The 24,520-nt window shown below is 41.4% G+C and carries 16 protein-coding genes and 1 pseudogene; 3 read left to right on the top strand and 14 right to left on the bottom strand.

Translation table 11 applies throughout. The features are described from left to right. Window positions 1-140 precede the first annotated feature (140 nt). The 10 genes and pseudogenes from IM462_RS04220 to IM462_RS04175 all read right to left on the bottom strand — a co-directional run bounded on the left by IM462_RS04220 (window position 141) and on the right by IM462_RS04175 (window position 17,235). Window positions 141-3,770 carry an NACHT and WD repeat domain-containing protein gene (locus IM462_RS04220; protein WP_287714868.1) on the bottom strand — a complete coding sequence of 1,210 codons (3,630 nt, stop codon included), beginning with the start codon at window positions 3,768-3,770 and terminating at the stop codon, window positions 141-143. Between the two features lie 36 nt (window positions 3,771-3,806). Then, the gene (locus IM462_RS04215) at window positions 3,807-4,193 is read right to left on the bottom strand and encodes a Het-E N-terminal domain-containing protein (RefSeq protein ID WP_123230387.1); all 387 of its coding nucleotides are present in this window, start codon (window positions 4,191-4,193) and stop codon (window positions 3,807-3,809) included. Window positions 4,194-4,547: 354 nt separating this feature from the next. Next, window positions 4,548-7,334 carry a cation-translocating P-type ATPase gene (locus IM462_RS04210; RefSeq protein ID WP_287702916.1) on the bottom strand — a complete coding sequence of 929 codons (2,787 nt, stop codon included), beginning with the start codon at window positions 7,332-7,334 and terminating at the stop codon, window positions 4,548-4,550. 223 nt (window positions 7,335-7,557) lie between these two features. Further along, window positions 7,558-8,664, bottom strand: coding sequence for a hybrid sensor histidine kinase/response regulator (locus IM462_RS04205; protein WP_287702914.1), 1,107 nt, complete (start codon window positions 8,662-8,664; stop codon window positions 7,558-7,560). A gap of 104 nt (window positions 8,665-8,768) precedes the next feature. Then, on the bottom strand, window positions 8,769-9,206 hold the full coding sequence (locus IM462_RS04200) for a pentapeptide repeat-containing protein (protein WP_287702912.1): 438 nt from the start codon (window positions 9,204-9,206) through the stop codon (window positions 8,769-8,771). Between the two features lie 114 nt (window positions 9,207-9,320). Then, the gene (locus tag IM462_RS04195; protein WP_287702910.1) at window positions 9,321-10,793 is read right to left on the bottom strand and encodes a BCD family MFS transporter; all 1,473 of its coding nucleotides are present in this window, start codon (window positions 10,791-10,793) and stop codon (window positions 9,321-9,323) included. 70 nt (window positions 10,794-10,863) lie between these two features. Beyond that, window positions 10,864-11,244: pseudogene (locus IM462_RS04190) on the bottom strand (DUF4351 domain-containing protein); the annotation flags it as partial. Then, on the bottom strand, window positions 11,245-13,347 hold the full coding sequence (locus IM462_RS04185) for a hypothetical protein (RefSeq protein WP_287702906.1): 2,103 nt from the start codon (window positions 13,345-13,347) through the stop codon (window positions 11,245-11,247). 294 nt (window positions 13,348-13,641) lie between these two features. Continuing rightward, complete coding sequence (gene rpoD, locus IM462_RS04180; protein ID WP_287702904.1) at window positions 13,642-14,892, bottom strand: RNA polymerase sigma factor RpoD; 1,251 nt, start codon at window positions 14,890-14,892, stop codon at window positions 13,642-13,644. A 741-nt stretch (window positions 14,893-15,633) separates the two neighbouring features. Next, on the bottom strand, window positions 15,634-17,235 hold the full coding sequence (locus tag IM462_RS04175) for a 2-isopropylmalate synthase (protein WP_287702902.1): 1,602 nt from the start codon (window positions 17,233-17,235) through the stop codon (window positions 15,634-15,636). A gap of 176 nt (window positions 17,236-17,411) precedes the next feature. Between IM462_RS04175 and IM462_RS04170 the strand changes: the two genes are divergently transcribed. Then, window positions 17,412-17,747 (top strand): hypothetical protein, encoded by a 336-nt coding sequence (locus IM462_RS04170; RefSeq protein WP_002738082.1) that lies wholly within the window; start codon window positions 17,412-17,414, stop codon window positions 17,745-17,747. A 171-nt stretch (window positions 17,748-17,918) separates the two neighbouring features. Further along, the gene (locus tag IM462_RS04165) at window positions 17,919-19,466 is read left to right on the top strand and encodes an FAD-dependent oxidoreductase (protein ID WP_287702899.1); all 1,548 of its coding nucleotides are present in this window, start codon (window positions 17,919-17,921) and stop codon (window positions 19,464-19,466) included. 248 nt (window positions 19,467-19,714) lie between these two features. Here the strand turns inward: IM462_RS04165 and IM462_RS04160 are convergent, their stop codons facing one another. Beyond that, window positions 19,715-21,223 (bottom strand): helicase C-terminal domain-containing protein, encoded by a 1,509-nt coding sequence (locus tag IM462_RS04160; RefSeq protein WP_287702897.1) that lies wholly within the window; start codon window positions 21,221-21,223, stop codon window positions 19,715-19,717. 186 nt (window positions 21,224-21,409) lie between these two features. Between IM462_RS04160 and psb28 the strand changes: the two genes are divergently transcribed. Then, window positions 21,410-21,748, top strand: coding sequence for a photosystem II reaction center protein Psb28 (gene psb28, locus IM462_RS04155; RefSeq protein ID WP_002755988.1), 339 nt, complete (start codon window positions 21,410-21,412; stop codon window positions 21,746-21,748). Between the two features lie 83 nt (window positions 21,749-21,831). Here psb28 and IM462_RS04150 read toward each other — a convergent pair whose 3' ends face one another. From IM462_RS04150 to IM462_RS04140, 3 genes are read right to left on the bottom strand one after another with little or no spacing between them, the layout of a single operon-like run. Continuing rightward, window positions 21,832-22,350, bottom strand: coding sequence for an FKBP-type peptidyl-prolyl cis-trans isomerase (locus IM462_RS04150; RefSeq protein ID WP_287702894.1), 519 nt, complete (start codon window positions 22,348-22,350; stop codon window positions 21,832-21,834). A 6-nt stretch (window positions 22,351-22,356) separates the two neighbouring features. Further along, window positions 22,357-22,680 carry a phasin family protein gene (locus IM462_RS04145; RefSeq protein WP_002773863.1) on the bottom strand — a complete coding sequence of 108 codons (324 nt, stop codon included), beginning with the start codon at window positions 22,678-22,680 and terminating at the stop codon, window positions 22,357-22,359. Between the two features lie 14 nt (window positions 22,681-22,694). Further along, complete coding sequence (locus IM462_RS04140; RefSeq protein WP_287702892.1) at window positions 22,695-24,518, bottom strand: phosphodiester glycosidase family protein; 1,824 nt, start codon at window positions 24,516-24,518, stop codon at window positions 22,695-22,697. Window positions 24,519-24,520: the final 2 nt, after the last annotated feature.

The following is a 24,520-nucleotide window of genomic DNA, read 5'->3' as shown; positions in this document are numbered from 1 at the left end:
CTTCTGTATCCTCACAAAGAAGTCTAAACCAAGATTAACGGGATTTTAGGATTAACTGGATTATTTACTTGGAAACTCCTGACAATCTTTTAAGATTGAGCATCCTGAAAATCCTCTAATCCTCAAAATCCTGATACTGACTATTTACCCCCAATGCCATCACACAAATATCTATCCTCTTCTCTAGCATCAGAATTAGGATTGTGCAAATAAGCCCGTACCCTATCGCAACTACGCCCCATTAAACCATCTAAACCCCAACCATATTCTCCATTCCACAGTTTGATAGTTTCGTCACTACTACCGGTCGCTAAAGTCTTACCGTCTGGACTAAAACTCACACTCCAGACAGAGTCATTATGCCCTGTCAGAGTGCGGATTTCTTTCCCTGTCTCTACATTCCACAGCTTGATTGTGTTGTCCCAACTACCGGTCGCTAAAGTCTTACCGTCACTGCTAAAACTCACGCTATTGACATTTCCATTATGCCCTGTGAGAGTGCGGATTTCTTTCCCTGTCTCTACATTCCACAGTTTGATTGTCTTGTCACTACTACCAGAAGCCAAAGTCTTACCGTCTAGACTAAAACTCACGCTTGAGATTCTATCATTATGCCCAGAGAGAGTGCGGATTTCTTGACCTGTCTCTACATTCCACAGTTTGATTGTGTTGTCACCACTATCAGAAGCTAATGTTTTACCGTCGCTGCTAAAACTCACGCTACCGAAACCGCCATTATGCCCTGTGAGAGTGCGGATTTCTTTCCCTGTCTCTACATTCCACAGCTTGATTGTGTTGTCACTACTACCGGTCGCTAAAGTCTTACCGTCACTGCTAAAACTCACACTATTGACATTTCCATTATGCCCTGTGAGAGTGCGGATTTCTTGACCTGTCTCTACATTCCACAGTTTGATTGTGTTGTCACCACTATCAAAAGCTAATGTTTTACCGTCGCTGCTAAAACTCACGCTATTGACATGGCCATCATGCCCAAAGAGAGTGAGGATTTCTTGACATGTTGACCCATTCCACAGTTTGATTGTCCTGTTAAAACTACCAGAAGCTAAAGTCTTACCGTCGCTGCTAAAACTCACGCTTGAGATACTAGCATTATGCCCAGAGAGAGTGCGGATTTCTCGACCTGTCTGGATATTCCACAGTTTGATTGTCTTGTCACTACTACCGGTCGCTAATGTCTTACCGTCGGGGCTAAAATTCACTCTCCAGACACGGTCATTATGCCCAGAGAGAGTGCGAATTTCTTCCCCTGTTTCTACATCCCACAGTTTGATAGTCTTGTCAGCACTACCGGTCGCTAAAGTCTTACCGTCGTTGCTAAAACTCACGCTATTGACACCGCCATTATGCCTAGAGAGAGTGCGGATTTCTTCCCCTGTCTCTACATTCCACAGTTTGATTGTGTTATCATGACTACCAGAGGCTAATGTTTTACCGTCGGGGCTAAAACTCACGCTAAAGACAGAGTAATTATGCCCTGTGAGAGTGCGGATTTCTTGACCTGTCTCTACATTCCACAGTTTGATTGTGTTATCATAACTACCGGTCGCTAAAGTCTTACCGTCGGGGCTAAAACTCACGCTTGAGATACTGTCATTATGCCCTGTGAGAGTGCGGATTTCTTGACCTGTCTCTACATTCCACAGTTTGATTGTCTTGTCACTACTACCGGTCGCTAATGTCTTACCGTCTCTGCTAAAACTCACTCTTGAGATACTAGCATTATGCCCAGAGAGAGTGCTGATTTCTTGACCTGTCTCTAAATTCCACAGTTTGATTGTATTCTCAAAACTACCGGTCGCTAATGTTTTACCGTCGCTGCTAAAACTCACGCTATTGACACCTTCATTATGCCCTGTGAGAGTGCGGATTTCTTCCCCTGTCTCTACATTCCACAGTTTGATTGTGTTATCATGACTACCAGAGGCTAATGTTTTACCGTCGGGGCTAAAACTCACACTCAAGACAGAGTCATTATGCCCTAATAAGCGATTATATTCCCTTCCTTCAATTAGAATCTTCTGCAAGGCATCTATTACCTTCGTGTTGCTTGCATTGTGTTTCTGTAAAATTTTTCCAGCCTTAATCGCTTCAACAAAAGCTTCTAAATCTTTTCCCCCTTCATTAAAGAGATACAAAGAATAACCACTGAGAGAATTTGCTAAACTAAGTTCCGTATTAACTTCACGTTGTTTTCGTTCAGTTTCGGCTTTCTGAAGTCGTTGCTGGTATTCCCGACTTGCCCTCATAAACTCAACCGTTACATCCCCAAAATAATTCCTTAAGGCATTTAAATCAGGTAGAGATTTCGCTTTTAATAGATTGCCCACTTGCGTCAACTTAGAGCCAGTCCAAAGCTCACTAATTGCTTTTTTCTCATCCGCTTTATCTTTCCACCAAGATTCAGCCGCTTCTTTTAATTGTCTTTCTAAAATAATCTCCTTCTCATATTTAGTAATCCAGTCCTGTAACCTTTGCCAAGAGCCAATCAAAGCTTCATGGGCAATTTCTACCATGCCTTCCTGACGGCCACTCACCAACAGACGATATTTTTTCACTAATTCATCAACAATTTTTCCTAATTCATCATTAAATCCAGATTTATTTTTCCGTTTACTAACTCTTTTTCCATCCGATGTAATTGTCACTAACTGAACAAAAATACTTTCAACAGCTTTTCCCTGACCCTGAGATTCAAAATGTTGATAAATTTTCTCTGCTTGTTGTTGTAAAGCTCCCCCAACACCGCCCAAATTTTTATAAGTATCGTAATCAAGTAACCTATCCGATAAATCATCCTTTTGCCATAAAAGATCTAAGGTATATTGTAACAAAGGTAAAGACCGAGATTCACCTCTAAAATCTTCAAGAATATTCTCAATCAAATTCAGATCAACATTTACTCCATGAGTCGCCGCCGGATTTTTAATCACTAACTTCAATTCCCGATCTGCCATGGGCGTAATATAACTAAATGGCTTTCTTCCATCGCTTTGTATCGTCACTACAAAATCAGGAAACGTATGCATAAATTGATCTAAAAAGTCAGTTCTCATTGTCAAGACAATTTTGACTGATGAATTATTAGTTCGCTGTAAATAACTAATTAAATTCTCTAAAGATTGAATAAATAGACAACCATTATTATCCTGACTTTGAGTTAAAATTTCTTCAAATTGATCAATAAAAATTAACCACAAAGACTCTGGCTTTTTCTTTAAGGTTGTGATGACCTTTTCTAGGTATTCAACCGCAGCCGTTATATTATCTTGGGGTGGTAAAGCAACTTGAGCCTCCGATTGTTTATAGTCCGTGGGAGATTGAGAAATAAAATTGGCAACCTGAAGATAGAATGAGAAAAAAGGATCATCATTAGGAACCATGCTTAAATTAGATAAATTGGGCTTATATTTAGCCGATAAAGCAGGAATTAAACCAGCTTGTACTAAAGAAGACTTGCCACTTCCTGATGCTCCTAAAAGAAAAATTAAATTCTCTTTTTCTAGCTCTTTTAATAAATCATTAATGACCTTTTTGCGTCCATAAAAAAGATTCGCATCATTTGCTGTAAATGCAACTAAACCTAAATAGGGAGAATTTTCATTGATGGTTGCAGCAACTTTCTCCTCTTCAGGATCATCGCCATAGTTTATTTCTGTCTTGACATAAATATTCTGTGTGTTATTATCACCCTGCTGAATAACCTGCTTTTCAGCCTGAAAATGGGAGCGAAAAATAGATTCAGACATTTGTTTCTCCTCATGCTCTCCCTAAATTTAATTTAGTCAAAGACTAATATTCTCAATGACATTCTTTTCCCCTTGTTGAATCACCTGTTTTTCTGCTGTAAACGTTCCACCAAATTTAGGTTGAGAACCTGCTAATTCATTTGTCTTCAGCACTTGGTTTAATTTCTCTGCCAACTCCTTGATTTCATCTCGGTCATTAGGCTCTAATGTCTTTAATTGCTTTTCAAAAGGTTTCTCATAAGTTTCAGTATCTTCTTCATAATCTTTTAGTGCTTCCTGTGCTTTAGTATTCTCGGCAAATTTCTTCTTAATCAACGCTTTTAAACTCTCATAAGCATCCTTAACGGCTGTTCCTGCCGTATCCTTAGCAGCAGCCGTCGCACCAGCAGCCAACGCAGCGAGAATTAGAGAAATCGGTTCCATTGCCTGAGACTCCAAATTAGATATTGCTAACTCAATCTTACATCAAATCAGTTTTTAATAGTAAGCCAAATCGCAATCAGCTAGAGAACTGGAATTTCACGGCCAAGCCACTAAGCCTTAAAAGTATTGCTAAGTAGGTAGGCGTTAAAAATTATCAGATACCCTCCTTATTAAGGGGGGACTAAGGGGGGATCGAACCTAAAATCGATTTTTAATTTAATTATAACCAGCTACTTATGCAAAAATCTTAGCCGAAAAAGCCAAACTACGGTTTTCCCTGTGGATGGGGTTTATCAGTTATGGGATTTGAGTTTTCAATTCACTGTTTACTGAACAATAAAAAAAGCTCCCTGATTATCGCCGATGATACCAACGGGTAAATAATTTTTCTAACTCCACCCAAACGAATAACAAGGTACTAAACCCCAAACAGATTAATAATTCTTCTTTAGTTAAAAATTGAGTACCGAAAAAATCCCGCAGAGCAGGAACATAGATTAACATCAGTTGAAAAATTGTCGTCAGGGTTACTGCTACCCAGAGATAGGGATTAGTCAAAGGATTCATTTCTATGGTAAGATGATCGCTTGATCGCACGGAAATGGCATGACCCATTTGAGCTAAACAGAGAGTAGTAAAAACCATAGTTTTCCATGAACCAGTATTACCAAAAAGCGGATCCAAGCGCACAGCGATCAACATTTGAGTGATATTAATAATCGAAAAAATAATCCCAATTCTCACAATATAACTGCCCAAACCGCGAGCAAAAATACTTTCTTGGGGACTAAAAGGAGGGCGACGCATAATATTAGGAGAAGCGGGTTCCACTGCCAAAGCTAAAGCAGGTAAACCATCGGTAACTAAATTCATCCAGAGAATTTGTAGGGGAGTTAGGGGAGTAACTAAACCCAAAAGAGGCGAAGCAGCGATAGTAATTACTTCCCCGATATTACTGCCGAGAATATATTTAATAAAACTGCGAATATTGTTATAAACCACTCGCCCTTCTTCCGTGGCGGCGACGATAGTGGCAAAATTATCATCAAGGAGAATCATATCACTAGCCTCTTTGGTGACATCGGTGCCAGCGATTCCCATGGCAATACCTATATCTGCTTGTTTCAGGGCTGGAGCATCATTCACCCCATCTCCGGTCATAGCAACAAATTTACCCTTTTTTTGCAAGGCGCGGACAATAGTTAATTTATGTTCGGGGGAGACACGGGCATAGATGTTAGTTTTGTCAATGATGTTTTCTAGCTGAATTGGTGATAATTTATCTAATTCTCGCCCTGAGATGACTAAAGCTCCCGCTTGGGCAATACCAAGACTTTTAGCCACCGCTAGAGCAGTTAATTGATGATCGCCGGTGATCATGATTGGACGGATTCCCGCTTCTCGACACCTAGCCACGGCGATTTGTACCTCTGGTCGCGGTGCGTCGATCATACCGACCATTCCTAACCAAATTAGCTTATCTTCGCTGATTTCAGTTGATTCTGGCGGATAAATTAGTGTTTTATAGGCTAATCCTAAGACTCGTAAACCCCTGTTAGCCATAGCATTGTTAGCGACTAAGACTTTTTCTTTTTCCCCATCCCCAAAAGGAAGACTTTCTAATCCCGATTGATAGGAGAGACACTGTTCAAGGATTAATTCCGGGGAACCTTTGGTAAATAGTACGGGATTGACTCCTTGACAAATGACCGACATTCGCTTTCTTTGAGAAGAAAAGGGGATTTCAGCGATTCTAGGGAACTCTTGCTTGGTTAGGGATAAATTTAAGCCCGCTTTCGCCCCTAAAACTAATAAGGCTCCTTCCGTGGGATCGCCTAAAATGCTATCATGACCGTTATCGAGGTCTAAACTGGCATCGTTGCAGAGGATACTGGCAATTAAAAGATGATGTAATTCTAGATCGGTTTTGGGATCGATCGCCCGTTGCTTGGAGTCTAAAAATTGTCCTTTTGGGCTATATCCTTCTCCAGTCACCGAAAAATTGCGATTAATTGTCTCTATCTCCCGCACGGTCATTTTATTTTCCGTTAGCGTCCCAGTTTTGTCGGAACAGATCACATTAACGGAACCAAGGGTTTCTACTGCCGGCAGTTTGCGAATCAAGGCCTGACGTTTGACCATGCGTTGGGTACCTAGGGCGAGAGTTAGGGTGATAACTGCGGGTAATCCTTCGGGAACGACGGCTACTGCCATACTAAGGGAAACTTCGACTAATTCCTCTAGGGCCGACCAACCGGCATTGATCAGGCCGATGGTAATAGTCAGGGCCACTAGAATGAGAGAACCAGCAACAAGGACATTGCCCAAGTGAGTCATTCTTTTTTGGAGAGGAGTGGGTTCATTGCCGACTGTTGCTAACATTTGAGCGATTTTGCCTAATTCCGTGGTCATTCCCGTATTGGTAACGATGACCTTGGCCCGGCCTTGCAGTACCTCTGTTCCGGTAAAGACAAAATTTAAGCGATCGCCAAGGGGAGTATCCCTGTCTAAGGGGTCAATGGAGGCGGATTTATTAACACTATTTGCCTCTCCTGTCAAGGCCGATTCGCGAATTTGCAGGTTAAAAGCTTCGATAATTTCGCCGTCGGCGCTGATTTGGGTTCCCGCTTCAATCAGCATGATGTCACCGGGGACGAGATTAACCGCATCTATTTCTCTGCGTTGACCCTCGCGGATAACATTAACTTGGGGAGAGGAAAGTTTTTTTAAAGCGGCCAGAGCTTTTTCGGCGCGACTTTCTTGCAGATAGCCGAGGATACCATTGAGGATGACAATTGTTAAGATAGCGATCGTATCTTTGAAGGGAACACCAATTTTAGCCAGATGACCGCGCTGTAATGCCAGTAAATCTAGTCCCCCGGAAATTATGGCCACGGCAATTAAGAGGAGGAGCATAATATTGGTAAACTGATCTAGGAAAATTTGCCAATTACTGCGCCTCGAACGTTCTTGTAGTTCATTTTTGCCATAATATTTAATTCTTTCGGCGATTTGCTCCCTATTGAGGCCATTAACAGCCGAACTACCGAGGATAGATAGGGTTGTTTCCACCGGATAGGTATGCCAAGGTTGTTGCAAGTTAAGGCTAGAATGGGCAGAATAGTCGGCATTAGCGGCCATGGCAAGTGAAGATAGTTGATCTAAATAGATCTTAGCCCTTTCTTTCCCCGGTAACAGGAAAAAACAAATGTTTAAACTGGCTCTTCCTGCTCATAGACAGTCTTAACGAGTAATTTAGATAAGTAGCTGGTTATAATTAAATTGAAGATAGATCCCCCCTTAATCCCCCCTTGATAAGGGGGGTGTCTGAAAGTTTTTAACATCTACCTACTTAGTCAACAGCTTAGTAGGGCAAAGTAAACCAAAATTGTGAACCTTTTTCATCATTATTCATAATGCCAATTTCACCCCCGTGAGCATGGATAATTTGACGACATAGATATAAACCTAGTCCTAAACTAATCTGATTATTATTATTGCCTCGTTGATAGCGATCAAATAATTGTTTTCTCTGGGTTTCGCTAATTCCCACCCCATTATCGGCAATGCTACACCGGAGATAATTACCCTCTAGTCTAGCCGAGAAAGTGATAATTATACCTTGGGGATTGTGTTTAAGAGCATTGGCTAATAAATTCTCAAAAACTCGCCAGAGATGGTGAACATCGGCATTAACTAAGGGTAAATCGGGGGAAAAGTTATTAATTAAAGTTGCTTGATTTTCCTTTAATCTTAACTCCCATTCCTGACCGATCTGTTGACCGATTTCGTAGAGAGATAAAGGCTTTAGTTCTAGGGAAACTCCCCAAAGATCATTTTGTCGGGTTTCGACAAGAGAATCAATTAAAGTTAATTGTCGATCGCAACTGTTGGCCATCTGTTGTAAAATCTTCCGGGATACTTCTTTAGTTTCTCCCTGAGAATTTTTAATTAAATTATTTAAGATCATTAACATCCCGATTACGGGATTGCGGAGATCGTGAGAGACAGCATGAAGATAAATTTCTAAAGTTTCCTCAGTTTTTTGACGTTCTTTAATTTCGTTTTGTAGTTGTTTTTTTTGACGGCAAATAGTTAATTGATTTTCAATGCGGGCCATGACTTCTTCCCCTTGAAAAGGTTTAGAAATATAATCAACACCTCCCACTTGAAAAGCTTTGACTTTATCGAAGACATCATCAAGAGCGCTGATAAAAATCACGGGAATTTCTCTGGTTTTTTCATCAGCTTTTAACTGTTCACAAACTTGATAACCATTGAGATCGGGCATATTAATATCGAGGAGGATCAGATCGGGAATTAGCGATCGCACTGTATTCAGGGCCATCTGTCCATTAATCGCTTTCCGTACCTGATATCCCTTCTCGGTGAGCATAATCGACAATAGCCGCACATTATTGGGCAAATCATCGACAATTAAGACACTAGGGCGCGGTGTGAGTTGAGTCATGCCGGTTATTTTATAACTCAAACTATTTAGTAAAAGTGTATAAAAAAACAGACGCGACACTCGCATCTGTTACAAAATTAACTATATTTTGAGGACAAGAACATCTAAGGATTTTCACCACCCACAGCGATGCCTGTACCATAAATCTGAGCATTTGTCAAGTTAATTCTCTCCATTGATGCACCCGTCACATCAGCATCATAAATCATGGCACTGGTGAAATTGACTCCATTGAGATTAGCTTGATTCAAACTGGCATTAGTCAGAAAAGCTGCGGTTAAATTTGCGCCTTCTAGGTTAGCATCGGTCAAATCTGCGCCCTCTAAGTTAGCTTCCTCCAGATTAGCTCCCTGTAAATTCGCTTTTCTCAAATCGGCACCGATTAGATGCGCCCCTCTTAAATCTGCACCACGGAGATCACAGCCCGGACATTCCCGCGTATTCAATAATTGTTGCACCTGTTGGGGATTTTCCGCACCGACGGGGTTAATCAGCAGTAAGGAGGCTAGGGAACCTAGAACAATCATTAAAGTCCTTTTCATCGTTTTAGCCTCCTCTTTCGTTTTCTTCTCTACTTTTAGGATAGGAAAAAAGCTGCTAACTAACTTCCCCCGATCGGGCTAATTCTCCTGTTATCTCACTTTTGCTTGCTTTTGCTAGTCGATCTCTCCTTTCATTACCGTTGCGATCGCTGCTCGGGCATTTTCCTTAAATTCCTTGACATCGACGCGACTTAATAACCAAACTGCTAGGATCATTCCCAATGCTTGCACGAGGAAAACTAAGCCATAGGCTAAAACCGGGCTAGAAAAGATAACTTTACCGATATTTAAAATTGTACCGCCTAAAACCGTGGCTAATCCCCGGGCGATCGCTTGTGATAATCCCCAAGCGCCGATAAAAGTTCCTGCGGTTTCGGCGGCGGTTAAATCTAACATTAAACTGGTAGCGCCAGCGGTAATCATTCCCGAAGCTAAACCGAAAAAGAGCAAGCTTGATTTTAATAAACTTTGGTCAGCAGAAAAGCCGGCAAAAATCAAGAGAATAAAACAAATTGTTGCAAAAATACAGCCATATTTAGTGGTTTTTTGTTTACCGATGCGGGGAATGAGCATAAATCCCGTGGCGGCAATACCAAAAAGGGTTCCAGTTCCCCAAAAAGCGTTTAATTGGGTGGTTTGGGCGATACACATCCCAAAAACCTCGCCGCCAAAGGGTTCCATAATTGCATCCTGCATAAATAGACTCAAAGTCATCATCAGCAGAAAGGTGAAAAATAAACCGGTTTGCCGACTAGCGGTGAGAACTTGTAGGGCATCTTTAAAGGTAATTTGATCCTCTCTTTGCACAAGAGTGGACCGACTACTAAAACGAGAATATTTTTTTTCTACGCCAAAAGTCGCTAAAATACAGAGACCGAAAACGATAGCGGGCATAATCGTGAACACGGGGTTAATATTCGCCTGTAGTTGCGGAATATTGGCTATAGGGGCTGATTGAGTCGGATCATAGGTCAAAATATTTGTACCGCAGATATTGGGAGTATCCAGCAGACGAGAACTAACGATCGCCCCGACGACGATTCCCACCATCAGCATTGACCAAACTATAGCAACTAATTGCGATCGATTATCTTCATCGGACACATCCACCAAGAGGGCAGCAAAAGGGGTGGAACTGGCGCTTAAAGCGAGTCCGTAGAGGGCGAAAATTAAGGCTAAGAGGGCAATCCAAGCGTAGGAAATGGTATTCCATCCCGAAGTTTGAATACTAAGTCCCAATTGCCAAACTACCTGCAAAGCAATAAAAGCTAAAGCGGTAAAAACTGCCGCCCCAATCCAGACATAACCGCTGCGATGATGACCTAAAATAGTTTTACCGTCGGATCTTTGCCCAAACCAGATGCGTGCTGGACTAACAAACTGGTGCATAGCGATCGCAGCTGCGGCGAGAAAGGGTAAAACTTTTAACTCATCGATCATAATCCGATTGAGAACCCCCAAAGTCAGCAGAGACATAATACCTAGTCCCATCTGAAAGAGTCCTAAGCGAAACATGGTGAAAAGTCCCAGTTTTGGCAGGGGTTTTGGGGATGAGTGAGTAGAATGGGGAATATCGCTGGTAGCCATGGTTAAATCAATACAAAAAAAGCCAGTATTTAAAAATTTAACGCAGGACGAGCAGACATCTTCTGGGGATTTAATTTTCTATCTCCAATAACCAAGTGGTCAGATCTGTCAAGCTGGTAAAATCGAGCAGCGCTTCTCCTAAAGTTTCTAATTGTTCTAGAGATAGTTCTCGGATTTGTTGGCCTAAAGTCGACGATATTTCACCTAAACGACGGTTAAGTAGCCGTAGAATCAAAGAAACCGCTTCTTCTCGTCTTCCTTGTGCTTTTCCACTTTCCCGGATATCCTGATAAATAACTGATTCGCGCATAATTTCTTCTCTTAATAAACTTCCGATGATTTCCTTAGTTAATACTAACCCCGCCAGAATTGCTGTAGCGGCGGCCAAATTGCTTTTTTCAGTTCTACCCTCGATATTATCAATTTTTGCGGCTACTTGTCGTAGAATTTCCTATTGTATTATCCATTTTCTGAATTTATCCATATCATTATTGACTACTGCTTCAAATGCCACGTTAGCATCAATTATCATCCTTGTAAAATAAGTATTTATCGGCTGTATTTCAGTATCACTCTCGGTTGCAAATAAATGTTTTCTGATTTCTAAAATAAGTCTTAAGCTGTATTCCTTATTTCTTTTTGAATAATCTTCTAAAAGCTTACTTTTTGTGTTACTACTATGAACTAGCATATTTCTAATGCGATAGATATTATACACATCATTTTTGACATCGATTATTGCTTGTTTTATTTTATTCAAGCAAGTTGTGTGATCAATAAAATGACCACGAATCTCACTTATATATTTATCGAATTGACTATTTTTCTGCTCAAAATCATCAAAAATTAATTGAAAGTTTTCAACAAACTTAATTAGGTTCATCTCAATACATCCGTTATCTTTTTTACTAATAAAAAATATATTTAAAATTTCATCAGATACTGAGAATCTATCCCATAGAAAGCCTTTTCTCGCTAAATTATCCGCAAAAGTAATTAGGAGATCAAAAAGATGGGATTTAATGGTAACAATAGCGAGCAATAATTGTAGGACTGAAATATTGTCCGCATTGTACCATTCTTCAAAAACAGATTTATCAAATTCCCTCGGAAGCCTCACAGTAATTTTTTCCGATTTATTGATAAAAGGCTCAAGGGAATACCAAGAATATAGAAGCACGTCGGAACTTTGTACTGACTCAACAGATTTACGATATTGTTTAAAGGCATTTAACCATGTTTCAACGCTTTTATTAAGTGAGTTTTTAGAAGAAAGCCAATGACCAATTCTGTCAGTATAAATATTATTAGGACTATCAAATCCTTTATTCGATATATAAGAATGCTCAAAAAAAGCACCCTCACCTAGATCGTTACAGATAATGTAATTATTTGATATTATTTGTATTTCGTTGTTATTTGTCTTTTTCATGAGAGTATCCTTTTTTAGGAAGACATACACAGCCATCTCTACTGTTCTTATCGCTTGATCCGCTTGATCCTTCATTGAATAAAAATCATTTCCTTCGATGTCAACAGCAACATAATAAATACTCTCGGACATCACTTCAAATTCCTGTATTCTTTTTTCAAACTGAACAAGATCAGAACTTTCATCTCTGTATCTGTATCTGTCGTCTTGAATTGTTATTTTTCCATGAATTTGCGGAATATAAAAATAAACGTTACCTATTTTTAATGATTGAGAATTGGCTAGAGCAAAATTAGAAAGTTTAAAAATAACCTTATACTTTTTAGGTGGTTCGACATAAATTTTTTTCATCAGAAAAATCCTATCTTTAAGCCCCAAAGAGTCATAATATTGCTTGAGGGCAATTTTATAGTCTTCGTCTTCAGAATAAACTTCCTCGTTATATTTGGGTGATTCATATATGAGTGCACGGTATAAATACAATCGATATTTACTTGTACTTATAAGGTTCCAATGATCTTGAAACAAAGATAATTGTTTAGGTAATAAATTTTCTAGAGTTTTAACATGGTATCCTCGCTCAATAAACATTATTATAATAGTGTTAACGATAAATTTTAATTCCTCTCGATTCATTTCTTCTTTGAGGATTTCTGTAATAAGTAAATTAAGTAAACCTTCAAGACTTTCTACTGAAATTATCTCTCTTTGTATTATTTCAACAAAATATAATATGTCTTTTAATTCAAATTTTTTAGAATCTGATGCTGAATTTAAAGCTTCTAAAATAAATTTCAACTGAGTAGATATTGGTTTTGCCCATAAACTCTTAGCCGATGGCTCCCCAGCAGATTTTTTTGGGTCTTCTAAATATTGTTTAATCTGTGTAGTAAAATAATTTCTGGCAAATTGATTTTTTGAAAATTTTTCTCGATTTTCTAAAATTTCTTCTTCTAAATCTGTTATAATTAAAATCAGGTGTTTGTTGTAATCATTGTCTTTTAATTCTTTAATTGCCTTACAGCTGTCTGTCCATATAGATTTTACGACAATGAGGTTTTTACAAATAAACTCTGGAATATCTTCGATTTTAGAATCGCAAGCATCGCAATTGTGATCCATTTCTATTCTCTCAGTGAACTATAAATATAGTATAGCAGTTATCCTGCTGGTTTTACCCTCGTCAATCCCGCTATCGAATATCTTACTAACGAATACGGGACTTTCTATCGAGTTGAGGGGGAATTAATCGGCAGTAATCAAGTTCACCTATCCGTGCTAGTGGCGCATCGCGTGCGCCCAAAATATAATATGGATATTTCGACCAAATTGAGATGCAGCCGTCGAGGAAAGTGTAGATAACAATAAAACTGAGCCTCAAGGAGACTCAGTTTCTAGTTTTTTAAGGACGGGAAATTAACGAATGTACTCTTTGAGGATACTATTACGGTTAGGGTGACGCAGTTTCCGCAGGGCCTTGGCTTCTATTTGACGAATGCGCTCGCGAGTGACGTTGAAAATCTGGCCGATTTCTTCGAGTGTTTTCATCCGGCCGTCATCTAAACCGTAGCGCAGCCGCAGCACATCGCGTTCGCGAGGACTAAGGGTATCGAGGACGTTTTCTAAATCCTCGCGTAATAAATTTTTAGAAACTTCATCTTCTGGGGTTTCCCCATCCGCTTCGATAAAGTCTCCTAAACGGGAATCTTCTTCTTTACCGATAGGAGTCTCTAGAGAAATCGGTAATTGGGCAGATTTGGCAATAAAACGGAGTTTTTCGATGGTCATCTCCATCTTGGTGGCGATTTCTTCCTCGGTGGGTTTGCGACGCATTTCCTGAGAAAGAATCTTGGTGGTTTTTTTGATCCGAGAGATGGTTTCGTAGAGGTGGACGGGAAGACGAATGGTGCGGGATTGATCGGCGATCGCACGGGTGATGGCTTGACGAATCCACCAAGTGGCATAGGTGGAGAATTTATAACCCTTTTCGTGGTCGAATTTTTCGGCGGCACGGATCAAACCGAGGGAACCTTCTTGAATTAAATCTTGGAAGGAAAGACCGCGATTCATGTATTTCTTGGCGATCGAAACCACTAAACGCAGGTTCGATTGTACCATTTTTTCCTTAGCGCGACGACCATGGTACAATCGACGCTTAAAGGCCGATAAGTATTCCTTTGATTTCGCCAGCCATTCTTCTACCATGGGAGCCGTTAGCTCCGTCTTACCTAAATAAGCCTTAATATCCGATAATTTCGGTTCTTTTTCCGATTTTTCGGCGATAATTTTTTCGATGCGCTCGAACAAGAAAACCTGTTTTCCCCATTCAGCATCGCTATAGAGGCAAAAATCTTCGCGAATGCGTTCTAATTTCAGTAGATCGGCGATTTTTCTCGCTAATTCGATCTCCTCCTCCGCTCTCAATAACCGAATCCTGCCGATCTCTTGCAGATAAATCCGAATCGAATCTTCTGTATAGGGTTTTTTTCTAGCGGCGTCGCGACGACGAGCGCTGGCAAGGCGGCGGGTTTTTTTGCCATCGTTGCTATCGCTGACTTCTTCTAGCTCTAACTCGATATCCTCATCATCGAAGTCTTCGTCTAGGTCAATCAAATCTAAATCCAATGGCGGCTCGGTAAGGGTTAGTACATCGTGGGCCTGCATCATGCCGTTTTCCTCTTGCTCCTTCTGTGCAAAACTAGAAGATCGAATCTCAATCTAGGTGATACTGAACAAATTTGTGTCTCAAATCCGAGACGGGGAAAGACTTTTCCGATTGTAGCTTTAATTACAACAAATGGGAGAAGATCTTTGCTTAAATTCTCTTGTGTCGATGCGATTTTAGCGACACGGAATGCTGTTTTAGCTCGGTCAACTCATAATCTGGCTCCTGCAAAAATTGGGTAAATGGCTGGAGGACTGGCATCCGATCGCAGGTTTGTCTGCGGTGTTGACCAGATAGCTAACAATCAAAGGAATTATTGGACGGGTTAACTGTTCCCACTGGCAAGGGGAATAGCATCCCTATTGGCCCTTGCTAATTCCTTTAGTCCTTAGCTATTGTATTTAATTCGATCGGATTCTTACGGATAAATTTCATCCCTCATTGCTTTTACGCGAATCTGGTTTTGGTACATTCGCACCATGACCATTAGAGCGCAAACTCATAATATTAACTTAGCAACATTTTAGAAATTTGCGAGACAAATTTAAGATTTTCTCCAATAGCACCGTGGGGTGTGGGGTGTGGGGTGTGGGGTGTGGGCTTCGGCCGTGAGCTCAGCGTTCGACCGAGCTCACGCCGAGGTCCGAACGGGTGTGGGGTGTGGGGAAGTGGGGAAGTGGGGTGGTGGGGTAGTGGGGGAATTTCAACTAAAACCCTAAAACCCTAACACCCTAAAACCCTATCTAGACTTGTAGCATTTCGGGGGTTTTTTCCTTCTGCTGCAGTGCGACGTGGAGACGGTTTAAGGCGCTGACGTAGGCACGAGCGGAGGCGACAATAATATCGGTATCGGCTGCGCGAGCAGAATAGGTGCGTCCTTCGTAACGGAGACGGATAGTCACTTCTCCCAAAGCATCGATTCCCTCGGTAACTTCCCGCACCGAGAAAGAGATTAATTCGTTCGGAATCTGAACCACTCGATCGATCGCTTTGCAGAGAGCATCCACTGGCCCTGTACCAATGGCCGCATCGGATAACTCGCTACCGTCAGGAGTGCGAATCGTCACCGTGGCCGTGGGTCTGGCACTATTTCCACAGGACACTTGTACTAATTCGAGACGGAAGTGATCGGGAACCGTATCGATTTCATCGTTAACAATAGCTTCTAGATCGCGATCGGTGATTTCCTTTTTGCGATCAGCCATTTCTTTAAACTGGATAAAAGCGTTATTAAGTTCCGTTTCCGAAAGCTCAAAACCCAATTCCTGTAACCGAGAGCGAAAAGCGTTGCGGCCAGAGAGTTTACCGAGAACGATCTGATTATTAGTTAAACCGATCGATTCTGCGTCCATAATCTCATAGGTGAGTTTATGTTTTAACACCCCGTCCTGATGGATTCCCGACTCGTGTGCGAAAGCGTTAGCACCGACGATCGCCTTATTCGGTTGCACGATCATGCCGGTAAGATTAGAAACTAAGCGAGAAGTGCGATAGATTTCCTTGGTGTTGATCTTGGTTAAAGGTTCCGTGGACTCTGCTGGACGACCAAGGAAAGGATTAAAATAGGAGCGCCGGACATGAAGGGCCATCACCAATTCTTCTAGGGAAGCATTACCGGCACGCTCACCGATACCATTAATAGTACATTCCAACTGTCGAGCGCCATTTTTAACTGCTTCGAGGAAATTAGCCACCGCTAACCCTAGATCGTCGTGACCATGGACGGAGATAATCGCTTGGTCGATATTGGGGACATTTTCCTTAATACCACGGATTAAAGCCCCAAATTCGCTGGGGGTGGTATAACCGACGGTATCGGGAATATTAACAGTGGTGGCTCCTGCGGCGATCGCTCTTTCGAGGACTTGATAGAGAAATTCCGGATCGCTGCGGCCGGCATCTTCGGGGGAAAATTCCACATCATTAAGGAAAGATTTAGCATAGGCCACCATTTCCGGCACAATCTCAAGAACTTCCTGACGAGTCTTCTTAAGTTTGTATTTGAGGTGGATATCAGATGTGGCTAGGAAGGTGTGAATTCTGGGCTTGGCGGCGGGTCTGAGCGCATCGGCTGCTGATTTAATATCTTTTTGAGTAGTGCGGGCTAATCCGCAAATAATCGGGCTATCAGCTTCGCTGCCGACGCTGGCGGCAATTTTCTGCACCGCATCAAAGTCCCCCGGACTAGCGTGGGGAAAACCTGCTTCAATGACATCAACTCCCAGTCGTGCCAGTGCGCGGGCTATGGTTAGCTTCTCATCCACATTTAAAGCGGCACCCGGGGACTGTTCCCCATCTCGAAGGGTGGTATCGAAGATAATCACACGATCTGGACTGGTATTCATAGTTTTTTTGTACCGTTAACGAACTGGGGAGTTGTTCCTCTGATTATAGCAGCTGATGCCGAGGGGGTTGTTAAGGAAAATTGCGCTGAGAATTTCTCGACTTGCTCGCGCTTTTCCGGCTTGCCCTCTTTTTGGCTACCATAGAGGATATAGATAAATTGGCGAGGGAGTTAACAATGTTTGGCAAACCAGCGAAGGAACCGAACCCACCGGAGGTAAAAGACTTACAGGAGGTGATGTTTTCAATTAAGCAAAATCTCGAACCAGATCAGGATAAAACTGATATTAATCTTGTTGAGACTCCTACTCCAGAGGTGGTTACTGTAGTTGAAAATATTAGTAAAATTCTCTCTCCCTATTTTATCGTTTTGGTGGGTTTATTTCTCTATGATCGGAATAGTTTTATCGGTTTTTTATTAGTTTTTACGGGAGTTCTAGCGATTTTTGGAGTTTCTCTCAAGGATATTAATAAACTCATTGAAGAAGGGAAAAAGTTTTTCCAATCTAAGTAGTTTTATCCTCTAGATATAGCAATTATCTTAATGGTGAGGTAGCAAGTCTCCACTGTTAGGAAACGACTAGAAGGGTGCTTTTTTGAGTGTTCAGTCAGTAAACAGTGAACTGATAACTGAAAACTCACATCTGATAACTGATAACTGATAACTGATAACTGATATAAGATTATGTCTTTAGTTGCATCTTTACTCGATCGAGTATCTCCTCAGAGTTTACAACAATTGCGAGCCAGTGATCGAGCTTGGCAAGCTTTGCGTTTAGAAAATCCGCTTATTCCCACGGTAATTAATCAAAGTCAAGAATCTTTAGGAGAGACGGATTTTGATCTAGTTATTGCGGGGGGAACTTTGGGAATTTTTATCGGGGCTGCTTTACAAACTAGGGGCTGGCGTGTGGCATTATTAGAAAGAGGTATTCTGCGCGGTCGTGAGCAGGAGTGGAATATTTCACGTTTAGAATTAAGCAGTTTTTTAGAGTTAGATTTATTGACCGAAGCTGAATTAAATCAAGCGATAGCGACAGAATATAATCCTGGGAGGGTGGGATTTTATCAAGGTTATGAGCTTTGGGTTAGAGATATTTTAAATATTGGTGTTGATCCAGTTTATTTGCTAGAGACTTTAAAAAATAAGTTTTTGCAAGCGGGAGGAAAGTTATTAGAAAATTCCGGGTTTAGCGGGGGGATTATTCATCCTGACGGGGTAATGGTTAAAACGGGAGAAATGACTTTAAAAACCCGTTTATTAATCGATGCCATGGGTCATTTTTCGCCAATTGCAAAACAGGCCAGAAAAGGAGAAAAACCCGATGGAGTTTGTTTAGTGGTGGGTAGTTGCGGTCAGGGTTTTCCCAGTAATGAAACTGGTGATTTGATTTATTCTTTTACCCCAATCTTGCACCAATGTCAATACTTTTGGGAAGCATTTCCCGCTAGGGATGGTCGGACAACTTATTTATTTACCTATCTTGATACTCATCCCGATCGCTTTAGTTTAGAATTTTTGATGGAGGAGTATTTAAGATTACTGCCGGAGTATCAAAAGGTGGATTTAGAAGCGGTAAACTTTCAGCGTTTTCTAGCGGGTTTTTTCCCTGCCTATCGTCAAAGTCCTTTAAAGATGCCCTGGTCAAGAATTCTGGCAGTGGGAGATAGTAGTGGTAGTCAATCTCCGGTCAGTTTTGGTGGTTTTGGGGCAATGGTTAGGCATTTAAAAAGGCTAACTTTCGCCATTGAGGAAGCTTTACAAATCGATGCTTTAAACCGAGAAGATTTAGCCCTTTTACAACCCTATCAACCAAATATATCGGTAACGTGGCTATTTCAAAAAACCATGAGTGTCCAGATGTCTGCTAACCCTAATCCCAATCAAATTAATGACTTAATGAGTGGAGTTTTTCGGGTAATGAATAAGTTGGGAGATGAGGTATTAAAACCGTTTTTACAGGATGTGGTGCAGTTTTCTTCCCTCTCAAAAACTTTGCCTTTGGTTAATCCTCAATTAGTTTTACCGATGATTCCGCAAGTAGGTATCAGTCCTTTTATTGATTGGACAGGACATTATTTTAATTTAGCTTTGTATAGTGGTTTATATCCCTTAGCAACCAGCTTAAAACCTGTTTTAGAAAAGTTACCCGACAAGCAAAAATATCTTTACCATCGTTATTTGGATAGTTGGAAATATGGCTCTGGGGGAGATTTTATCAGTAATCAGTGATCAGTGATCAGTAAACAGTGAACAGTGAACTGATTACTGATAGGGTGCATCTCTTATTGGTGACATTCTCTCACATATTGGTGAGCAGCAGAAGTTATTCCAAGAGGGCGAATGCAATTCGCCCCTACAATAATATTATCGCGTCAATGGTAGGGGCGCACTGCGTGCGCCCAAATGTAATATAGATATTTCTACAAAATTGAGATGCACCCCATCTGATAACTGATAACTGATAACTGATAACTGATTTAATCTTTATCTTGAAAAAATTGTTGATCGAGATAATTAACTTTAGCATAGGGTTCTAAAGCGGAGAGAATTTGTCGGCCATAACTGCGAGCATTGACACGATTATCAAGAACAGCCACACAACCCTGACACTCCCGGAGAGACTGAACAGATTTCTGAATTTCCCTCACTGCTGTGGGTAAAAGATAGGCACGAAACCAGTCGAGATGTTGTCGTTTATAGTAAGCAATTTTGCCAGCAACAAGAGGATTTTCGGGGGAAGGTAAGGGTAAAGTAGCGATAATTAATAAACTGGGAGTCGGAAATTTTTCTTGATGGGTTTGCCAGAATTGCCAACCAGAAACCAGAATAGTATTACTATTAATCCCAGTTTTTTCCACTTGTACTCGCGAACCGTAATCGGCTGCGATTTGGGTGGCAATTTGTGCTTTGAGGGGAACATCTTCAATCAGAATTACTATCGGTTGTTCACTGGTATGATTAGCACTAACTAATTCCCGCACTTGCTTTAATAACATCGGTTGAAATTCGGGGGTATTGGGGGCGCTGATGCGATCGGGCAGATATAAATGAATATATGCACTTTCGCGATCGGCTGCAAACTTTAGAGTTAAAATTTCTCCGATACCTTGATTTTGACGGTATAAATTAGCGGATTTTTCGCTATCTAAAAAACTGCCGATTAAAACAAAGGGTTGCTGCTGCCAAATCGGTTTGAGAAAACTAGCCACCTCTAAAGGACTGATTTTTAGGGTAAATTCTTCTCGCTCTCGATCTACTGATGTCCAGAGGAGATAATTATGCTCGGGGATTTTTGCCGCTAAAAGTTGCCAAACAGAATCAGTGGTTAAGTCTTGATGTAAGCGTTGCAGGAGAGCAATTATATATTCTTTTTCCTTGGCATCAATAAGATAGCAATTATAGGGATTAATGGGATGACCAAGAATACTTTGGCTAAGTTGTGCTTTAATTAAGTCTATAAACTCTCTATGCTGGGGATATGCTGACCCTAAAGCAGACCATTGTTCGGGAGTAATGGTGACGGTGAGATGATCGACTAGACAAGTTTCTAAATCTTCGGCTCGATCGATTATAGTGGCGATATTCTGGGGAAAATGACCGAGATTGCCCAATTTATCCTCTAACCATTGTTGGGGTGTGGTGAGGAGTAAACCGGTAAAATTAGCCGGAAAGCGATCGCTTTTGAGGATATCTCGCTGAGTTTGTAACCATGCTTGCAGATGGGGGATTTCCACTTCTAACAGTAGGTTTACTTCCGACTCTGGGGCAACAATCAGAACAGGTGTATTACCCAAAAGAGCCGGGGTGAGATAACTGAGACAATAACGGGTGAGAGTAGTTCCAGTTTGTATGAGAGAGGACCGTTTTAAGCGTAAAGCTCTAGCCACCAGTCGCCCCATAGTGAGATGATGAGACCAGTAAAAGCGTCCTTGTTCGCGTAAAAAAGCGCGTAGGGAAGAATGAACCGCTGCTTCTAATAAAACCATCTCATCTCAGTTATTGGTTATCAGTGGGAAGGGAGAGGTTTACAAGTGATCTTTCATCAGTCAAACCCACCCCCGCGAGTTTACTGTGGATACTTTAAGTTTATGGTGTCCCATCTGCTTTTTACTTGCGACTTGGTGTGAGATGATCTAGAAATGTCTATTTTATGAGAAGGATAAAGAAAAGTAATGGCAGAAATTCAGTTTTCCCGGGGGTTAAAAGAACCAGTTGTTCCCGATATCCGCTTAAGTCGCACTAAAACGGGAGAGAAGGGATCGGCAAAATTTTATTTTGATCAACCGACTATCCTCGGAGATCAACAAACCGAGGAAATCACGGGGATGTATCTCGTCGATGAAGAAGGAGAAATCGTCACCAGGGAAGTAAAAGGCAAATTCATCAACGGTAAACCCACGGCGATCGAAGCTACGGTTATTTTTAATTCTCCCGCAGAGTGGGATCGTTTTATGCGTTTTATGGAACGTTACGGTAGCGAAAACGGTCTAGAATTTACTAAATCTTCCTGATTTTACCCTTAGCTTCTGGCAATTTGTCAAAAAACCCGCATTCAGGATCGATGCGGGTAGAAGTGAAAAATCAGAGGAAAAACCTATTTAACTCCCAACAATTCCACATCGAAAAGTAAAGTCGCGTTGGGAGGAATCACCCCACCGGCACCCCGCGCACCATAACCCAATTCTGGGGGGATAATTAAGGTACGCTGTCCACCGACTTTCATCGATGCGACTCCTTCATCCCATCCTTTGATCACTTGACCAACTCCAATGGTAAAGGTAAAAGGTTGATTGCGATCCTTAGAACTATCGAATTTTTTGCCGTCTGTCAGGGTTCCCGTGTAGTGAACAGTCACTTTTTGACCTTTTTGGGGAGTTTCTCCAGTTCCTTCCACGATATCGATGTATTTTAGTCCCGAATCGGTGGTAACTGCTTGATCTAAATCCATGGAGATGATTTCCTTATTAATAGTTTGAGTGATAGGGGGTGGATTGGTTTCTGCGGCGATCGCATTGGCTTTTTCCCCTCCACCAAAGAGGGAAGCAACGATTAAAAATAAGCCACAAACCGCAATGATAGCAAAACTGAGCAAGATTTCGCGCATTGATTTCATAGTTCCCTAACGCCAGAGTTTATTCTCTAAGTCTCTCACCTGTCGTTCTAATCTATCAATCCTTCCCCGCAGTTCGTCCATTTCCGATTGTCGGGGAACCCCTAAATCCTGCAAAATCTGGCGAATATAGCGTTCTAAGTTATTCTCGAAGTTTCCCTGTTCGGACTTCATCTGTGTCATCAGATCATCGACAAAGTTTTTAGCCTGATCGGAATTGATTTTACCGTCTTTTACTAATTCATCGCTCACTTCTTTGATCTTTTCTGCCACCATGGAAGTAGTGCCAATACCCATCAGCAGCAATTGTTTAATCCAGTCGCTATTATCCATTGTTTTCACACTTTTCAAGGAGACGGGGATAAAAATATCCCTATTCCATTATGGACTTTTGCGGCGGTAACGGCAGAGCGATCGAGCAGATAACCCCCTAAGGTTATTCCAGTGGAACTACCCCCATCTAGGTTTAAACCGTCTGTTGCCGCCATTAACAGCAAAATTCGAGCTAATTCGCCTAAAGTTGCCCCCCTTCCCCCGACGCGATTATGGATAGCAACTAGCAGAATTTTTCCTTCTCGGCTAACTGCGATCGCACTGCGGGAAGCTTGTTGATTTTGGAATGCCGGACTAAATTTTTCAGCATTTCCATCCAAAACTATGCGCCCATTCTGCAATAATAGGGGGCCAGCACCTAAAATCTGAGGATAATTGGCAAAATCCCTCGGTAGGGTGACGCTATCGAGGTTGACTGTCTCACCAATATTTAAATTAATATCTGTCTTTCGGCAGATGACTAAATAGCCATTTTCTGGTATGTCTATACTATCCTGTGGCAAAAGATTATTTAATTTCTCCGTCACGCGATCGCCTTGGACGACTAACCCAGTTTCCCGCTCGGTGAGGGGATGATAATTACTTCCCCAATCGCGAGTATAACGACTGCAGCCGGCTGCCACAAAGGCACTATTTAACTGGGTTAGGGGAAAACGTTGTCCGGTGGCAGTAATGAGAGTTTCCTCTAAACTCAGGCGATCGATCCTGATTTTACCACGATTATCCCATGCGATCGCTCCTCGGTTTAAAATTGGTCCAGATAACCATTTGCCATCCACACGAATTGCTCCCAAAGGTAACTGATTATTACGATTAAAAAAGCCGCCATTAATCATCGCTACTGCGTTACTTTCGCTATTAATCGTGATCAGGGGATTAGTGCCGCGCATTGAGGTGGAATTAGCGGTAATTGGTTTAATAGTTATCTGAGGATTTCTAGGATCGATTTCTAACCAAGTCACGGGAAACCAATCTTTGTCTAACTGGATATATTTTTGATTCCAGATTAACCCTGGTTGCCAAACAATGCGCTTTTCATCCATAGCATCGGGACGAGAATCAATGATAATTCGGGGAGGATTATCCACACTGCTGATCTGTAATCCGTAGGCAGTGGGAAGGTTAATTTTTAAACGACTGATCACCCCATTATTTTCTAAGGAAGTGATCTGAGTGGGTAAGTTATTATTAGAGTTACCTAGATCATCTTCATCGTTATTTTGATTACTGTTGCTGATAGTTTGGGGTTGAAACCTAGAGACGAGCGATTGCTGGGCATTTCCTTCTAGGGTAATCACTGCCTGATTTTTTGCCTGACTAACTTGCCAAAAGGTCGGGCGATCGAGTTGAATAATAATCCTTTGTACTGCTCCATAATTTTCTAGCTGAATATCTTGAATCTGAGGAGCAGGAAAGTTAATATTTAAACTATCGCCATTAATAGTGGTTGTTGCCCCCATTTTTAGTAAAATATCCGTAACGTCCAGCCAGCGATCGGAACCGATGAAATTAGCCGATAAAGTTTGTAAATTAAACCAGCTTATCGGTTGCTTTTTTGGATCATTTGTGCTAAGAAAATCCATGCCAAATAATTGTCTTGCTCCCGTGTCACCCATGGCGATTCTGGTACTATTTGCTGCTGTCCACTGTCGCCAAGAAACGGGCAAAGAACGACCATTAAGAATAATTGTTCGTCCCTGTTGCTGGTTTGATAAATCCCTAGCAGCTAAAGTTATTGGTGATCTGTGATCGGCTAAAGATATAGCTGGACTGCCGATAATTATCAAGGAAGTTACCGTTAAACAGATAGATGATAAAGTCAGGTAATTTAACTGCATAA

The sequence above is a fragment of the Microcystis sp. M144S2 genome (genome assembly GCF_020246065.1).
Taxonomy (GTDB): Bacteria; Cyanobacteriota; Cyanobacteriia; order Cyanobacteriales; family Microcystaceae; genus Microcystis; species Microcystis ichthyoblabe_A.
Note: the sequence above shows the minus strand (reverse complement) of the source record. Positions and strands in the feature narration are given on the sequence as shown.

Bases quoted from the DNA above. Each gene is read 5' to 3' on its own strand.
- rpoD (WP_287702904.1), bottom strand. From the start codon at position 14,892: ATGATGCAGGCCCACGATGTACTAACCCTTACCGAGCCGCCATTGGAT.
- IM462_RS04220 (WP_287714868.1), bottom strand. From the start codon at position 3,770: ATGTCTGAATCTATTTTTCGCTCCCATTTTCAGGCTGAAAAGCAGGTT.
- IM462_RS04200 (WP_287702912.1), bottom strand. From the start codon at position 9,206: ATGAAAAGGACTTTAATGATTGTTCTAGGTTCCCTAGCCTCCTTACTG.
- psb28 (WP_002755988.1), top strand. From the start codon at position 21,410: ATGGCAGAAATTCAGTTTTCCCGGGGGTTAAAAGAACCAGTTGTTCCC.
- IM462_RS04185 (WP_287702906.1), bottom strand. From the start codon at position 13,347: ATGGATCACAATTGCGATGCTTGCGATTCTAAAATCGAAGATATTCCA.
- IM462_RS04160 (WP_287702897.1), bottom strand. From the start codon at position 21,223: ATGGTTTTATTAGAAGCAGCGGTTCATTCTTCCCTACGCGCTTTTTTA.
- IM462_RS04205 (WP_287702914.1), bottom strand. From the start codon at position 8,664: ATGACTCAACTCACACCGCGCCCTAGTGTCTTAATTGTCGATGATTTG.
- IM462_RS04215 (WP_123230387.1), bottom strand. From the start codon at position 4,193: ATGGAACCGATTTCTCTAATTCTCGCTGCGTTGGCTGCTGGTGCGACG.
- IM462_RS04175 (WP_287702902.1), bottom strand. From the start codon at position 17,235: ATGAATACCAGTCCAGATCGTGTGATTATCTTCGATACCACCCTTCGA.
- IM462_RS04140 (WP_287702892.1), bottom strand. From the start codon at position 24,518: ATGCAGTTAAATTACCTGACTTTATCATCTATCTGTTTAACGGTAACT.
- IM462_RS04145 (WP_002773863.1), bottom strand. From the start codon at position 22,680: ATGGATAATAGCGACTGGATTAAACAATTGCTGCTGATGGGTATTGGC.
- IM462_RS04170 (WP_002738082.1), top strand. From the start codon at position 17,412: ATGTTTGGCAAACCAGCGAAGGAACCGAACCCACCGGAGGTAAAAGAC.
- IM462_RS04165 (WP_287702899.1), top strand. From the start codon at position 17,919: ATGTCTTTAGTTGCATCTTTACTCGATCGAGTATCTCCTCAGAGTTTA.
- IM462_RS04150 (WP_287702894.1), bottom strand. From the start codon at position 22,350: ATGAAATCAATGCGCGAAATCTTGCTCAGTTTTGCTATCATTGCGGTT.
- IM462_RS04195 (WP_287702910.1), bottom strand. From the start codon at position 10,793: ATGGCTACCAGCGATATTCCCCATTCTACTCACTCATCCCCAAAACCC.
- IM462_RS04210 (WP_287702916.1), bottom strand. From the start codon at position 7,334: ATGGCCGCTAATGCCGACTATTCTGCCCATTCTAGCCTTAACTTGCAA.